This window comes from Paenibacillus larvae subsp. larvae, from assembly GCF_002003265.1.
Taxonomy (GTDB): Bacteria; Bacillota; Bacilli; order Paenibacillales; family NBRC-103111; genus Paenibacillus_H; species Paenibacillus_H larvae.
Genome location: NZ_CP019687.1, coordinates 1,078,699 through 1,096,500, shown reverse-complemented (window position 1 = coordinate 1,096,500; position 17,802 = coordinate 1,078,699). Strand labels below are relative to the sequence as shown.

4 protein-coding genes are annotated in these 17,802 nt (G+C 45.3%); all 4 read left to right on the top strand.

What is annotated here, in order from left to right; translation table 11 throughout:
* Positions 1–13: 13 nt before the first annotated feature.
* The 4 genes from BXP28_RS23980 to BXP28_RS05520 are packed head-to-tail and all read left to right on the top strand — an operon-like array spanning position 14 to position 17,651.
* Positions 14–4,975 carry a non-ribosomal peptide synthetase gene (locus BXP28_RS23980; protein ID WP_367869707.1) on the top strand — a complete coding sequence of 1,654 codons (4,962 nt, stop codon included), beginning with the start codon at positions 14–16 and terminating at the stop codon, positions 4,973–4,975.
* A 17-nt stretch (positions 4,976–4,992) separates the two neighbouring features.
* Positions 4,993–10,287, top strand: a complete 5,295-nt coding sequence (locus BXP28_RS05530) for a non-ribosomal peptide synthetase (RefSeq protein ID WP_158529816.1) — start codon at positions 4,993–4,995, stop codon at positions 10,285–10,287.
* A 19-nt stretch (positions 10,288–10,306) separates the two neighbouring features.
* Positions 10,307–14,305 (top strand): non-ribosomal peptide synthetase, encoded by a 3,999-nt coding sequence (locus BXP28_RS05525; RefSeq protein ID WP_077584942.1) that lies wholly within the window; start codon positions 10,307–10,309, stop codon positions 14,303–14,305.
* A 46-nt stretch (positions 14,306–14,351) separates the two neighbouring features.
* The gene (locus tag BXP28_RS05520) at positions 14,352–17,651 is read left to right on the top strand and encodes a non-ribosomal peptide synthetase (protein WP_051427831.1); all 3,300 of its coding nucleotides are present in this window, start codon (positions 14,352–14,354) and stop codon (positions 17,649–17,651) included.
* Positions 17,652–17,802 lie beyond the last annotated feature (151 nt).

Genomic DNA, 17,802 nt, shown 5'->3' with positions numbered 1-17,802 from the left:
GGAAGAGACTGCCATGACACCGGCCGAAGGGGTGGAGGCCTTTGAAAAGGTACTTACTTTGGCTTCAGTAGGACACGCAGTCAACTCCACCGCGGCATTGCAGTCGAGAATTGACGCCTGGTCCATGCCGGAAGAGTCCAAACGGCTGGATATGACTAAAAAGTCTGCCACACAGGTCGTGCGATCCGATTTATCTACAACTTATATTGCGCCTCAGAATGAGACCCAGCAATCGATCATAGACATATTCCAGAAGATTCTGGGAATCAGCGGGATTGGTATACAAGATGATTTTTTGGAAATGGGCGGGGACTCCTTAAAAGCTATAACCGTACTTTCCACCATACGTCAGCAATTTAATACGGATATTCCGCTGAAAGACTTTTTTAACAACCTGACAGGGGAATCCATCGCTGCCTTGATTATGGAAAAATCTTTAAGCAGCAAGACACACACTATGGAATTGGCACCGGTCGACAAGAAGCCGCAATATCCGGTTTCCTCGGCACAGAAGAGGATGTATCTGCTGGATCAGATCAATCCCGACAGCACTTTGTATAATACAACGATACTGAAGAATGTAAATCATACGGTGAACAAAGAGCTGTTAGAGCAGGTATTTAGGACCTTAATTGACCGGCATGAAAGCTTGCGGACCGCGTTTCTTGTCATAGATGACGTTCCGCATCAACGAATACATGAATCAGTATCTTTTTCCGTTCAGGAATGGAATATGTCTGGTCGCCCGGACAGCATTCAGGAGGTTGTAAGGGGGTTTGTTAAACCCTTTAATTTGGAAAAGGCCCCCCTCTTAAGAGTCGGCCTGATTCATACAGGAGAACAGAAAAATATTGTCGTCATCGATATTCACCATATCATTACTGACCTGCTCTCGATGGATCTGTTGCAACGGGACTTTCACACTTTATTGAACGGTAAAAAACTGAATCCCTTGCCGCTTCAATACAAGGATTACGCCGTATGGATAAATAGTGAAGAATATAAAAACCGGCTTCAGCCGCATAAGAGCTACTGGTTATCCAAATTCAGCGATAAGTCTCCATTATTAAATCTTCCTACTGATTTCCCGCGCGGTAAGGTCAAAACCTATGAGGGAAGCGTCCTTACTTTTGAATGCGGGGAGGAAGAAACCGGTTTATTGAGACAGATGGCAAGGGAGCAGAATGCAACCTTATTTATGATCCTGCTTACCGCTTTTAATGTCATGCTGTTCCGGTTGACAGGACAAACGGATATCGTTGTCGGTGTGCCTACTGCCGGCAGGAACTACAAAGATTTGGAGAATATCCTCGGTTTGTTCGTTAATACGCTACCGATAAGAAACGGTCCTTCCAAAGAAAAAACGTTCCACCAGCTGTTGAATGAAATCAAGACGAACACTTTGGAGGCTTTTGAACATCAGGAATATCCGTTTGAAGATATGGTGGAACATATCGTAGTCGAACGGGATACCGGGCGCAATCCGGTGTTTGACGTCATGTTCAATCTCCTTGACCGCAGAGAAGATGAAGGACTGGATGAAGATCATATAACCGAGAAAAAATACAATCTCAACTCCACATCGAAATTCGATCTGAGTCTGACTGTAAGAGAAGCAAAGAACAAACTTTTCTTTGAGTTCGAATACAGTACGGAACTTTTCAAAGAAAGTACCATTGATAAATACAAGGATTACTATCAGCGTATTCTTATGTCGGCGATGCAAAACGGAAAATCGGCCATTTCCGATATGAAGATCGTTCCAAAACATGAACTGAGCCTTAAATATGAAAAGTTAAATGCGACTAATGTGACATATCCCGGGCATATGACGGTATACAACTTGGTTGATGAACGGGCACGCCGGCATCCGGAAAAAATAGCACTTTGGTTTGAGGGCAAAGAAATGACATATGCCGAGCTGCAGGAAAAATCCAATCAGCTAGCCCATTCACTGCGAAATTCCGGAATTTCTAGAGGCTCCATTGTCGGAATCATGCTGGAGCATTCATTTGAAGCGGTGACCGCCATATTGGCCATAATGAAAACAGGAGCAGCTTATCTGCCAATTGATCCGGAATATCCGAAGGAACGTATTAACTTTTTACTGAAAGACAGCCGAACTCAGATTCTACTTGTTTCCGGACGCACATCGGGTAAGTACAACTTCAACGGCCAGGTACTGAATGTGGAGGACAAGCACCTATACGATGCCCCGCCGACTGCGCTAGACCTGGAAGTAGCGCCGGAAGATCCTGTATATATGATTTATACGTCGGGTTCCACAGGAAAACCCAAAGGTGTGGTCATTTCCCATAAATCGTTAATGAACCATATTAACTGGGCGACTCGCGTTTACATGAAGGAAGAGGAGGAGTTCAGCTGCCCGCTTTACTCGTCCCTTTCGTTTGATTTAACGGTGACTTCTTTATTCGCCCCGCTTGCAACCGGAAACAAGATGGTCATTTATAAGGGCGGAAATAAGGAAATGGTGATCCAGAAAATATTGGAAGATGATCTGGTTCATATCATCAAATTAACACCTACTCATTTGAAATTGATTAAGGAATTGGGAATTCGGTCGTCTAACATACGAACGTTTGTCGTCAATGGAGAATTAATGCGCACTACGTTGGCAAGGGATATCTACCGGTTGTTTGACGGAAATGCAGTCATTTATAACGAATACGGGCCAACGGAAGCGACAGTAGGATGTACTATCCATAGATATGATTTTGATAAAGATGATCAAATTTCCGTTCCGATCGGAACACCTGTTGATAACGCCAAGATTTATTTGCTTGACGATAGCATGCAGCTCGTTCCTGAAGGGATACCCGGAGAAATCTATATTTCCGGTGATGGTGTGGCTTTAGGCTACTTGTATCGCAACGAACTGACCCGGGAAAAGTTCCTCACAGACCCATTTGAGCCAGAACGCATGATGTATAAGACAGGCGATACAGCCCGTTTGCTCGATGATGGAAAGTTGGAGTTTTTGGGAAGACAGGATCATCAGGTCAAAATCCGCGGTTTCCGAATCGAATTGGGGGAAATTACAAAGGCTCTGGAATCGTTTGAACCAATTAAAGAGGGAATTGTAATCGCGAGGGAGAACGGAGCAGTTGAGCAACTGGACGATAAATATCTCTGCGCATATTTTGTCACAAAACAATTGCCGGAAAAGGAGCCCAATCTGATTCAGGAAATCAAAGAGCATCTGGCCAAACAACTGCCGTCCTATTTAGTTCCGCAATATTTCATGAGACTTGACGAGTTCCCGGTAACACCTAACGGAAAGCTGGATATGAATAGACTGCCGGTACCTAACATGCAAGTGGGTCATCATTTTACCGCAGCTGAAAGTGACGGGGAAAAGGTTCTGGCGGAAATATGGGCCGGTATCTTAAACAGAAGTATCGAGACTCTGTCCATTGATTCGAGCTTCTTTGAAATGGGCGGGCATTCACTCAAAGCCGCCATTATGGCTTCGCGCATTCATAAGAGATTGAACATAAAAGTTCCGATGATTGAGATTTTTAACCGCCCTACTATAAGAGAACTGGCAAAGTATATGAAAGAAGTGGAAAGTGAAGCATATGAACCTATTCCCCGGGTTCCGGAACAGGTGTTTTACGATTTGTCTTCCGCACAACGTAAGTTGTATTTCTTGCAACAAATGAACCCTAATGACACAAGTTACAATTTACCGATGTTTTGGGAGATGACCGGAAGCTTTAATCGTAGGCAATTTGAAGAAGCTTTCCAACACCTTTTAATGAGACATGAAAGCCTGCGGACGTATTTCGTTTTGTTAAACGGGGAGCCGTATCAGAAACTGCAACATTCGGCTGTACTTGAAATCGAATACCATGATGTTTCCTCAGAGAGGAATCCTCAAGTTGCAGCAGAACGGATCATAAATGAATTTGTAAGACCTTTTGATTTGACTGAGGTTCCGTTAAGAGTTGGACTTGTTGAGCTCAATACGAATAGCCGCATTCTCATGGTTGATATTCATCATATCATTACGGACGGCGTATCCATGGGAATATTGGCTCAGGATTTTATGGCCTTGTTCGCAGGAAAATCCTTGCCGGAGATAAAAGTAAGGTACCGCGATTATGCAGCATGGTACAAACAGTTGTGCGCACCCGACAAAATGAAGAAACAAGAGATGTACTGGCAGGGAATATTCGACGGTGAACTTCCGGTTCTAAACCTGCCTACAGATTTTCAACGTCCGGCAGTGAGAAGTTTTGAAGGAGATCAAATTGGTTTTAGCATTCCTGAAGACATTACACAAAAATTGAAGAAGCTGGCTTTGGAAGAAGATGCAACATTGTTTATTGTGCTTTTGGCCGTATATTATATCCTGCTTTCCAAATTAAGCGGACAGGATGATATCATTGTCGGCACGGATACGGCGGGGCGGGAGCATGTTGACCTCCATGATGTGATCGGCAATTTCGCTAACACACTGGCCCTGCGTAATTTTCCGCAAGAAATGCTTTCTTTTAACGAATTCTTGGCAGAGGTAAGAAAGCGGCTTCTTGAAGCATATGAAAATCAGGATTTCCAATTCGAGGATTTGGTCGATAAGGTGGTTGTTCAAAGAGACCTTAGCCGACATCCGCTTTTTGATGTTATGTTCGGTTTTTTGATCAGCGACATGGAGGATTTGTCGATGAGCGGATTAACCATGCGGGCGTATCCTTATGATAAAAAAACATCCATCTTTGATCTTGTTCTACAGGGATACGAAAGTAACCAGGACATTGTATTTCAAATGGAATACAGTTCAACGCTGTTTGCACGCAATACGGTGGAAACATTTATCAGATGTTTCAACGAGATTATCGAACAAATCATTGATAACAGGCACCTTAAAATTTCGGATATAAGGGTGACCCATAGACTTCGCTCTGCAAATGCAGACAAGTTTAATCTTTTGGAAGGGGAGTTCAGTTTTTGAATGAGAGGAAAGAGTCCATGAAAACAAAAGCATACTCCATTCATAAGGCTATTGCCGCCAATCAACAAATCAAAGAAAGAAATTACTGGCTAGAGCAACTATCAGGGGAGCCGCCGTTAGAAGGCTTCCCTGCTCAAGGGTTAAGTTCTGTTTTCAGTAATCAAATGAATTCATCAGTCCATTTTCAAATTGACGATCATGCGGCAGGTAGACTCATAACCCTTGCCAATCATTCTGATGCGAGACTTCATGTCATTCTGCTTACTTCCTTGTATATTTTGTTGTTCAAATATACCGGAAATGAAGATATCGTCATGGGTTCACCCATCTACCGCCAGGAAGGAATAGACGGCGAATTTATTAATACGATGCTGCCGCTGAGAACCCGGGTAGAAGCGGGAATGAGTTTTAAAGAGCTGCTGCTTCAGGTAAGACAGATTGTTGCCGATGCGGTGGAACACCAGAACTTTCCTATCGATCTGCTGTTTGACCAACTCCGGGAAGAAAACCAAACGGCAGATACCTCCTTGTACAGCACGGTTGTGATGCTGGAAAATATTCATGACAAGCGGTATCTGGACGCGGTTGCTTACAGGATGCTGTTCCATTTCGTGAGAGAGGATACGGGCATCCGGGGAACGGTTCATTTTGACCCGGACCGTTATACGGAGCCGGCGGTCAAGCGAATCATCAGTCACTTTACCCATCTGCTCGGACAGGCGCTCTTGCAGGTGGGAGCTGACATACGGGAGCTCGGCATTCTCCCGGAGCAGGAGCGCTCCCAAATCCTGCTGGAGTTTAACGGCAAGCGCGGCTATTTCCCTCCAGATGCCGCGGTCAGCCAGCTCATCGAAGAGCAGGTACAGAAGACGCCGGACGCCGTAGCCGTCCAATGCGGAGAACACACCCTGACCTACCGGGAGCTTAATGAGCAGGCGAACCGGCTGGCCTGGCTGCTCAAGGAAAAAGGCAGCGGCCCGGATAAGCTCGCAGCGGTACTGTGCGAGCGGTCTATCCCGATGCTGGTCGGCATTCTGGGCCTGTTCAAGGCCGGAGGGGCTTACGTGCCGATTGATGCGGCCTACCCGATGGAACGGATTCGTACGATGCTATCGGATTCCGGGGCGTCCATCGTCCTGACCGTCTCGGCTGTGTTTGCCGGGTCGGATGAGATGTACCGCGGCATCGTAGCCGGCACATCGGTAGAACATATCGTATACCTGGACCGGCTGAAGCAGACTGAACAGGACGAAGCCCTGTTCCGGACGGAGAGGGCGGTATCGCTGCTTGAGCGGGGCGAATCCATCGTGCCGGGTCCGGAAATGGCGCTTTGTTCCGGCAACAAAACGCTTGCGTATGAGGTATACAGGGAACGCACCGGACAGCTTGCCGGTTTTCTTAAGAATCGTCTCGGTAACCAAAGAGATGGTGCGGGTGTGCTGCTGGACGATTCACTTGACAAGCTGGTTGCGTTCTCGGCGCTGCAGCGTTTAGATCTGGGCTATACGGTCCTGGATGCGATGAATCCGGCCGGGCAGCTGCAGGACAGCGGCACCTCCTTCCTTGTCACAACGAGCCGTTATGTGGATGAAGTGGACCGGCTGCTGTGGGAGAGCGAATCCCTTCAAGGTTATGTCCTGCTGGATGAGTATGATGCTGCAAGCAGCGAAAAGCAGCTGCAGATGAGAAACATCTGGGAAGCCGTTGCGGAAGAAACAAGCGAAGCGCTCAACGATTACGGCTGGAGCAGCAGCTATGGCGGGAAAGCGTTCAGCCTTGAGGAGATGCAGGAATACATCGGCAACTTCCAGACGAAGCTGAAACCGCATCTTACGAAGGAATCGAAGGTACTAGAAGTCGGGTGCGGACATGGTCTGCTGCTGTTCCATCTGGCGCCTGATGTAAAGGAATACGTTGCAACCGATCTATCCGGTACGATCATCGAACGGAACCGGGAGAGGGCAAGGCGGGAAGGGTTATCCCATGTAAAGCTCAGGCAGGCGGCCGCCTCGGAGATCGGGGGTATAGGAGAGTCTGATTTTGACGTCATTGTGATGAGCAGCGTCGTTCATTACTTCCCGAATACGTTGTACCTGGAAGAAGTGATACGAAGTGCAATCGGCCTGCTGAAAGAAGAAGGAATCCTCTATCTGGATGATTTGCTGGATCACCGGAAAAAGGGGGAATTGGCAGAGTCGACGGCGGCCTACAAAGAGGCCAACCCGGGTGTTCCGGTCAAAACAAGCTGGGATGAAGATTTGTTTGTGGATGAGAGCTTCTTTCAGGATCTGCAGCAGAAGTATCCGGAAATCTGCGGCTGGGAAAGCAGCCGGAAGCTGGGTACCATCGACAACGAGCTGACCCGGTTCCGGTATGACGTGATGCTGAGAGTGAACAAGAAGCATGCCAGGGAAGAGAATCGGCGTCCTTCATTATCTGTGCAAAAGGGCAGATATACATGGAAGAATGTGCGGTACTGTGCGTCATGTAAGGATCTGGAGCACCTTCTTGAAACCCGGGGAATAGAGAAGCTGGGAACGGTTGTGGACCAGTCGGCCATTGCGGCTATGCCTGCGGATAATCCGCCGGGGGTCAACAAACCGGAAGATCTTTGCTATGTGATCTACACATCAGGGTCAACAGGCCGGCCGAAGGGTGCGATGGTGGAGCACCGTGGCATGCTGAATCACCTGTATGCCAAAATCCATGACTTCCGGATAACCGGGGACAGCGTCATTGCCCAGAATGCGTCGCACTGCTTCGATATATCGGTCTGGCAGTTTTTCTCGGCCCTGGTGACAGGGGGCAAGGTGGTAATCTACCCGAATGAGCTGACCCTGGATGCGGAGGCGTTCATCGACCACATCCAGCAGGACGGCGTGACGATCCTGGAGGTTGTGCCGTCCTATTTGTCCGTGCTGTTGGAGCATCTGGAGCCGGAGCAGACCGGTCTGGAGAAGCTTGAGCTGCTGGTTGTGACGGGGGAAGCGTTGAAGCCGAACCTGGTGGGCAGATGGTTCGGGAAATATCCCGGAATCCGGATGACCAATGCTTACGGCCCGACCGAGGCATCGGATGACATCACCCATTACCTGATGGAGCAGGATCCGGGAAGAGTCATGTTGCCTGTAGGAAGCCCGGTACAGAACATGACGATCTACATTGTAGATGAAGCAGGGGAGTTATGCCCGGTTGGCGTGAAGGGAGAAATATGGGTAGCAGGGATAGGAGTAGGCCGCGGGTATTTGAATCAGGAGGAGAAGACAAGAGAGGCGTTCACGGAAGACCCGTTTGCCAAAGAGCCGGGAGTACGGCTGTACAAGACGGGAGATATAGGCCGGTGGCTGGAAGATGGGAACATCGAGTTTCTGGGGAGAAAGGATGACCAGGTCAAAATACGGGGCTACCGGATTGAAATTGGGGAAGTGGAGAACAGACTTAGCGAGATAGCCGGCATTAAGGAAGCAGTGGTGACGGTACGGGGCGGAGAGAAGACCGGGAAGTACCTGTGTGCTTATGTAACGGGGGAAGAGAAGATAGACACGGAGAAGGTGAAGCAGGAGCTTGGCAGAAGCCTGCCGGACTACATGGTACCGGAGTATGTGGTGGAGATGGAGAAGCTGCCGCTGACGAGGAACGGGAAAGTAGACCGCAAAGCGCTGCCGGCACCGGAGAAGCAAGGGGAAGGAAGCGTCAGCTACGAAGCGCCGGTTAGCGGTATTGAGAAGAAGCTGGCCGAGATTTGGGGCGAGGTACTGGATATAGACCGTGTAGGAGTAAACGATAATTTCTTTGAACGGGGAGGACACTCTCTGAAAGTAACCAGATTAGTAGCCCAGATACATAAACAAACAAATGTTCGGTTGTCATATAAAGATGTATTTGAAAGACCGACAATCCGCTTACTGGCTGAATGTATGGGCAAGGCAGAGCAGCATAAATTCCGGGTGATTAAACCGGCGCCTGAGGCGGCATTTTATCCGTTGTCTTCAGAACAAAAGCGAATGTTTATTCAGCAGCAAATTTATCCGGAAAGTACGAGCTATAATATTTCACTGGTTTACCATGTTGAAGGCCCTTTGAATAAAGCGAAAATTAAAGATGCATTTAACAGATTAATTCAAAGGCATGAAAGCTTGCGAACTTGTTTTACACTGGTTGAAGATAATCCTGTTCAGAGGGTACTTGATCATACAGAGATCGATCTAAGTGAAACTGTCTGCGAGGAGGAACAGATCGAAGAGGCCATCCATAGCTTTATAAGGCCGTTCCATTTAGAGCAAGCGCCTTTGTTCAGAGTAGGGTTTATCAAGCAAAGCAGCAAAAATCATATTCTGATGATTGATATGCATCATATTATTTCCGACGGGATGTCTGTTGATCTTATAGCAGCTGATTTTTTCGACCTTTATGCCGGTGTGGAACTGCCAAAGCTGCCTATCCAATACAAAGACTACGTTGTATGGCAAAACGAAAAAGAGTACAAAGAGGAGGTTCAGAAACAAGAGGACTACTGGATGGAAGTCTTCGAAAAGGATGTCTCTCCGTTAGAGCTGCCCAATGATTTTAAAAGGAACATGGGTGTATTGGAATCAGAGGCAAGCATCGCGAGTTTTGTAATAGACAAAGACCTGACCGGAAAAGTAAGGGATTTTGCTGTGTGTAAAAATAGTTCGTTATTTGTATTACTGCTGGCCGTTTATAATGTGATTCTGTCCAAATGCTGCGCTCAAGAAGATATTGTGGTTGGTACCGCAACGTCAGGAAGAAATCATGACGACTTGACTCGTGTTGTTGGCATGTTTGTCAAAACAGTTCCACTGCGCAATTTCCCGGCAGAGGATAAAATCTTCTCCCGGTTTTTGGAGGAGGTGCACCAAAATTCCTTGCTCAGTTTTCAAAATCAGGATTACCCCTTTGATATGCTGGTAAGCAAATTGAACTTGGGCAGGGATTTGAACCGAAATCCGCTGTTCGATACCTTTTTCCAAATCCAGTATTTCGAGGAAAGAAAAAAAGAGGTAGGAGATCTCGTTTTTCATCCTTATACCTATAAAAAGAATAATACATCCCAGTTTGAGCTTGAATTGTCCGTTGAGGAAGAACAAGAACAAATTGAATTTCATTTTTATTATTCGACACATTTGTATAAAAATAAAACCATTCATAAATTATGGAACGATTATTTACAAGTACTTCGGACCGTTCTTCAGGATGATCAGGTCAAACTTGGGGACATTCGCTTGGGAATGGAGAATAAAAAGAAAAAAGAAATACGTAAATTGCACGATAGCATCCAGTTTAATTTCTAAAGCAGAGGATGTGTGACCTATGGATAGGAGTCATACTCTTGTCGTCACAAAACAAATAAGCAGCAACAAGAAGGAATATTGGCTTGAAAAATTCAAAAATCTGAATCCAAAAGATATGTCAATAAGGCTGCTGACACCGAAAGAAGAAATTCAATCCGCTCCAATTGCCGATCTGCAGGTTACCCTGGAGCCACAGCTGTCAGAGAAGCTCATTCGTCTTAGCAACCATTCGGATGTTACCCTTTTTATTGTACTGCTGTCCGCTTTTGTCGGATTTCAATATAGATATACGGGACAGGAAGAAATAATCGTAACTGTACCCGCCTACAATGAAGGGACTGAGAGCGATTCTGATTCTAACGAGCTGCTCATGATTAGGAAGAGAGTGGAAGACGATGTTTGCTTTCGAAATTTACTGATAGAGATGAAAGAGGAGTTTATTAAGGCAATTGAATATTCGGATTATCCGTTAACTGAGATCATTGAGGAACTGAATCTTGATGAGAATCGGGTTCGGAAGTGGCTTCACTCTACAATATTTGCCAGTGAGAACCTTCATAACATACCTTCCCTGATTAAGAAGGAAGAGACCCTATTTCTTGTCACTTGCAGCAGAAAAGGGGGAGCTGTTGAAGTTAGTTTTACATTTGATAGAAGGATCTGCCACGAGGAAGATATGAAGCGTATGCTTCAGTGCTATCAGGTATTTCTTAGTATGGTACTGGACGATATGGCGCTGGGCTTATCCCGTGTCAAACTGATGACCGAAAGTCAAGAGGCAGAATTATTGGCCGTATGTAATCAAACCCGTCTTGATTATCCCAAGCATGAGACTATCATTCGGTTATTTGAGGAACAGGTACTTCAATCACCGGACCAGATTGCTATCGTATATGGCGAAAAACAGATGACATATAGTGAATTGAACCGGAAGGCAAACTTTCTGGCAAGGCAGTTAAGAAAATATGGCGTTAAGCGTGAATCCCCTGTATGTATCATGTTAGACCGAGGCCTGGAGACGGTTGTGGGAATCGTAGGCATATTAAAAGCTGGAGGGGCTTACATTCCCATTGACCCTAAAAGTCCGGATAATCGCATTAATTACATGCTTAAGGAAAGCCAGCCAATACTGGTCCTGACGACAAAAAATATTGCAGAAACACATCAACTTCCCAATGTACTGCTGATGGACTCTATAGCGGAAATAACGGAAAGCCGAACTGAAGAGGATGAAAATCCGGCCATTGTGAATGAACCGACAGACCTTGCTTATCTCCTGTTTACATCCGGTTCGACAGGCAAGCCTAAAGCTTCCATGATTGAACACCGCAATGTAATCAATCTCGTAGCCGGATTGCAGGAAAGAATTTTGAAAAAGTACGACGGCAGGCTGCGCATAGCCATGTTGTCCCCATTCATATTTGATATGTCTGTGGAACAAATGTTTGGAACGCTTCTATATGGTCATAGCCTTTATATCGTGCCTGAAGAAGCAAGGGTGGACGGCGAGAGGCTTTTGGAATTTTTCATTGAGAATGAAATCGATCTTACGGACGGCACTCCAAGTCACCTGATTTTATTGTTGGAAGCCATGAATTATAACAGTGCAAAGCCAAACCTAAAACAGCTTGTTATTGGTGGCGAGTCTTTGCCGAAAGAAACCGTTGAGAGAATGTTCAGCAAACTGGGACCCGATCACGTCCCCATTATTACCAATAGCTACGGTTTGACTGAATGCTGCGTTGATTCCACTTATTTTGACGTGACGGAAGAGAATGTGAACCACTATTACCGGATTCCAATCGGGTATCCATTGCCAAACCAACGGGTGTATATATTAAACAAGCATAACATCCTGCAACCGGTAGGGGTTATAGGGGAATTATGTATTGCAGGTGATAATGTCGGAAGAGGGTATCTGAACAGGGATGAACTGAATGCAAAAACGTTTGTTGATGATCCCTTTCACGAAGGGCAAAAGATGTACAGAACAGGGGATTTAGCCATATGGCTTCCTGACGGAAATGTAGAGTGCCTTGGCAGAATGGATACCCAGGTCAAAATCAGAGGATATCGTATTGAACTGGAAGAAATCGAAAATGTTCTGCGTAAACATCCTTCAGTCACAGATGTAAAAGTGCTTGTCATTAATCCGAGGAACAAGGAACAGAGTACAGAGTCGCAGCAGCTTTGTGTCTACATCGTTACTAATAATCCTATCGAACATGCGGTACTACGTGAGTTCCTTATTAAAGACTTGCCTGATTACATGATTCCCGCTTATTTCGTGAATTTGGAAAGAATGCCGCTAAACCAAAATGATAAGGTAGACCGCAGCAAGCTTCCTCCAATTGATACAGCTGCTTATGATAGCGGAATAGAAGTGGCTGCTCCAACTAACGAAAGGGAGGAACAACTTGTCTTGTGCTGGAAGCAGGTACTAGGTCGGGAATCAGTTGGAATTAAAGACAACTTCTTTGGAAGTGGCGGAGATTCTATCAAAGCCATTCAACTGGTCTCAAGACTCCGTCGTCTTCATTACAAAATTGAAGTAAGGGATATCTTTACCTCTCCGACCATTGAGCAGTTGGCCAAGAAAATGGTCAGACTTAACAGAACAGTGAATCAAGAAGAAGTAACGGGAAGAGTTCCTCTAACTCCTATACAACATGACTTCTTTCTTAATCATTGTATTGATCCGCATCATTTTAACCAATCGGTATTGCTTGATGTGGAGCCTGAATTCGATGTGGAAGCTGCCCGTTTCATTTTCTCCAAAATACAGGAGCATCACGATGCTCTTCGGATTATATTTTTGAAAGAAGGTAACCAGTTCATCCAGATTAACAGGGGATTGGATATGACTCTTTCCATTCAGCACTTTGATCTATACGGAATGGACCATCAACAATTCCACCTGAAAGAACGCGAACTGCAGTCCGGTATCAGCCTGGAAAACGGGCCTTTGATGAATGTAGTTCTTTTTGATACAGATGCTGGAAAAAAACTTTTCATTTATATTCACCATACGGTGATTGACGGGGTATCATGGCGCATCTTGTTTGAGGATATCGATACATTATACAGACAATATAAAGAAGGAAAGCGGCCATCCCTTCCACTTAAGTCAGACTCATTTAAAACCTGGTCCGAAAAACTGTATGAATATGCAAATAGTGAGGAGTTAAAAAGGGAAATTCCGCATTGGAAAAAGGTAAATTCCTTAATGAAAATACCCAAGATACGGAAAGATATTGCGGAAAGTTATTTTGTAAAAGACGAAGTAACCCTATCCTTTGCCTTAAGTGAAACGGAAACCGATGCTTTGCTTAACCGGGTGAATTACGCGTTTAATTCGGATATCAATGATATTTTACTTACTGCTTTGGGTCTCAGCGTGAACAGTACGTTCGGCATTCAGGACGTTTCGGTCGAGCTTGAAGGACACGGTCGCGAACCCATTATTCCTAATTTAGATATCAGTCGTACGGTAGGCTGGTTTACCAGCTGGTATCCTGTAATTATCGACGTATCAGGTGATGATGATCTTGCCGGCCAGATTAAGAGAGTCAAAGAATCTCTGCGTGCTGTGCCTAACAAAGGAGTCGGCTATTTGATTTTAAAACACCTATCCGCGGAAACTGAATGGGAGGACGCCGAGAGACCGCAAATTTGTTTCAATTATTTGGGCCAGTTTGATGCGGATTCGGATTATTCGGATGATGCCTGGTTCAAAATGGCGGATGAATCAATTGACAGCAACGAAAGTCCTGAGCGCAGGAGAGAAAACGATTTTGTATTTAATGGAGTTGTCATAGAGGGAAAGCTTCACATGAATCTTTTATACAGCCATAAGCAATATAAGACGGAAACTGTGAAGGCTTTTCTTGAACATTATCGGATTGAACTGCTTCGCTTGATTTCGTTCTGTACCTCCAGAACGGAAACAGAAGTAACTCCAAGTGATTTGGGATATAAAGGGCTGACCATGGAACAATTGGACAGCTTTTTTGATTGATTTGACTACAGGATATGAGAAATCGAATCGGGGAGGGAACATCATCATGAACGAGCTTGTGCGCCGGAATATACAGGATATATATAAGATGGCCCCTACGCAGGAAGGCATGTATTTTCATTACTTGCTTGATAAATCATCTCTGGCTTATTTGGAACAAACCACTTACCGCCTCCACGGGGATTTGGATATAACACGGGTTAAACAAAGTCTCGAGGAATTATTTAAGAGGTATGATATTCTTCGTACAGTATTTAATCATGAGAAGGCCGATCTCCCCCTTCAGGTCGTTTTGAAGGAAAGGGAGGTCGATTTTTTCTTTCAGGATTTACGGCATATTCCGGATGAAAAAGAGCGGGAACGGTATATGAACGAATATAAAGAATATGACAAAAACAGGAAGTTCGATTTGAACAAGGATGTAATGATGCGAGTGGCCGTATTCCGTATAGGTGAACAAGATTATGTGTTTATTTGGACCTCCCACCATATCTTAATGGATGGCTGGTGCGTTGAAATTCTGGTTTCCGATTTCTTCGACATCTATAACCGCTTGCTGATAAATCGTCCATGCCATCTGGAACCTGTGAAGCAATACCGTACTTATATTGAATGGCTGGAAGAACAAGATCCGGAAAAAGCGAAAACCTTTTGGAAGAACTATTTGTATGGATTTGAGGAAATGACTGCGGTACCGAAACTGAAAAGGGGAACGTCCGCAAACCTTCCGTACAAAAAAGAAGAGGTAAAACTGGACTTGAGTGAACAACAAACCAGTGCACTAGGCAGTTTGGCTGCCAAGCATCAAGTTACTTTAAGTACGGTGATGAAGGCGGCATGGAGTATAGTGCTGGCCAAATACAACCAAAAGCGGGAAGTTGTATTTGGCGGAGTTGTCTCCGGGCGGCCGGGTGAACTGGACGGTGTCGAACAAATGGTAGGTTTGTTCATTAATATCATCCCGGTACGTGTAGCGGTTGAGAACGATATGAAACTCAGTTATCTTTTACAGCGTGTTCAAACGGATATGGCGGAATCGGAACCGTTCCATTATTTTTCGTTGGCCAGTATCCAAGCAGGTAGCGGGTTAAAACAAAACCTGTTTGATCATATTATGGTATTTGAAAATTACCCTCTTGCCGAACGTTTGGGCCAGGCCGCCCATCCATCTGAAGAATCTGAAGAATGTGAAGCTCATTACGTGATTACTGACGTGCAATCGTTCGAACAGACCAATTATGATTTCAACATTATTATAGCGCCGGGCGAAAGCATGTATGTCCAGTTCGATTTCAATGGACATGTATACGACAAGACCATGGTCAAAATGATGGCAAAGCACTATGAACATGTGTTGAATCAGCTGATGAAAGATGACCAAAAAAGGGTCAGGGATATTGAATTGATGGAAGATCAGGAGAAGTATGACATTTTCGATATTTTCAACCATACACAAGCAGCATATCCTGCGAACAGAATGATCCACGATATCTTCGAAGAACAGGCAGCCAAAACTCCTGAGCACACCGCTTGTGTCTTTGGAGGCACATCTTTGTCCTACCGGCAGCTTAACGAACGGGCAAACCGGCTGGCCCGTAGTTTACGGGAAGCAGAGGTTCGGTCTGACCAATTGGTAGGTCTGATGGCTGACCGCTCTTTGGAAATGGTCATTGGGGTCCTGGCTATCCTGAAGGCAGGTGGAGCGTATGTGCCGATTAGCCCGGATTATCCGGAGGAGCGCATCCGCTATATGCTGGAAGATTCGGAAACGAATCTGCTTCTAGTGCAGCATCATTTGCAGGGTCGCGTAGCTTTTGCCGGGAAAATGATGAATTTGAACGATCCAGAAATCTATGGAGAAGACGGCTCGAACCTGGAGCCGATTAGCGGGCCAAAGAGCCTGGCCTATGTCATCTATACCTCCGGATCGACCGGCAAACCTAAAGGGGTCATGGTGGAACATCACTCGGTCGTGAATCGGTTGTGGTGGATGCAGGAGAACTATCCGGTCTATGAAACGGACACCATTTTGCAAAAAACGACGTTTACGTTTGATGTATCCGTATGGGAGCTGTTTTGGTGGTCGATAGCCGGTTCCAAAGTATGTCTGCTGACTGCGGGAGGAGAAAAGGATCCGAAGCATATCGTGGAAACGATTGCGGAACAAGGAATAACAACGATGCATTTCGTTCCTGCTATGCTGCATGCCTTTTTGGACTACGTGGAGCAGCTATCAAACGGGGAACGCAAGGAGAAGCTTGGAACACTGCGACAGGTGTTTGCAAGTGGGGAAGCATTGCCGCCACAGCATGTTGCCAGGTTTCACCGGCTTATTACGCCGGTGAATCAGGTGAAGCTGATCAATTTGTACGGCCCGACGGAGGCAACCGTTGATGTCTCCTATTTTGATTGTCAGGCTGACCGGGAGTATGACGTGATCCCGATAGGAAAACCGATTTCCAATATCCAGATCTATATGGTAGGAAATGAATCCGAACAGCTGCAACCGGTTGGTGTAGCAGGAGAACTTTGTATATCTGGCGTAGGGTTAGCGAGGGGTTACTTAAACCGCCCGGAATTGACGGCAGAGAAATTTGTGGACAACCCGTTTGTTCCCGGAGAGAAAATGTACCAGACAGGGGACTTGGCCAGGTGGCTTCCTGATGGAAATATTGAATACTTGGGCCGAATCGATAGTCAGGTCAAGATTCGGGGATTTCGTATTGAGTTGGAGGAGATCGAATCTGCTCTTCAAGGATACGATAAGCTGCAAAAAGCAGCCGTATCCTTCAGAGAGGCAGGAAATGAGAAGAAATTGGTAGCCTACATAACAGTGCATGAAGAACTATCTGTATCTGAATTACGCCGCTTTCTAAGTGATATATTGCCTGAATATATGATTCCGGCGGAATTTGTGATCGTCCATGACATTCCGCTTAATTCCAGTGGAAAAATAGACCGCAAACGATTGAAAGACCTGGAAGGAAAACGTCTGTTAACCCAATCTTCATACAAAGAACCGGCTTCAAATACAGAGAAAGTAGTTGCTGAGATTTGGAAAGAAGTATTGAACATGGACAATGTCGGGATTAACGATAACTTTTTTGACCTTAACGGTACTTCCCTAGATGTCATGAAGGTGGCAAGCAAACTAAAAAAGGCTTTCGACAGAGAGTTTGAAATTGTATCCATGTTTACTTATCCAACCATTGCTTCATTTTCCAAACACGTCATTGAGCAGGATGAGTATGAAGGTATTGATGAACATCGGGCTGTATTGCAGGCTGCCAATACAAGGATGCTGAATAATCTAGGAAGAATGAAACAGCAGGCTGGACGAAACTGAAAAGGAACAGTAATTGAATGATTCAAAGTAAGAATCAATTCATAACTAAGATTTCTATCCGAGCTGGTACAAGATATAGATAAATCTGAACCATATTTATCTATATCTTCTCTATTAAACGCTTACCAGTTGTTTTATGAAATTGATTCAA

Bases quoted from the DNA above. Each gene is read 5' to 3' on its own strand.
- BXP28_RS23980 (WP_367869707.1), top strand. From the start codon at position 14: ATGACACCGGCCGAAGGGGTGGAGGCCTTTGAAAAGGTACTTACTTTG.
- BXP28_RS05530 (WP_158529816.1), top strand. From the start codon at position 4,993: ATGAAAACAAAAGCATACTCCATTCATAAGGCTATTGCCGCCAATCAA.
- BXP28_RS05525 (WP_077584942.1), top strand. From the start codon at position 10,307: ATGGATAGGAGTCATACTCTTGTCGTCACAAAACAAATAAGCAGCAAC.
- BXP28_RS05520 (WP_051427831.1), top strand. From the start codon at position 14,352: ATGAACGAGCTTGTGCGCCGGAATATACAGGATATATATAAGATGGCC.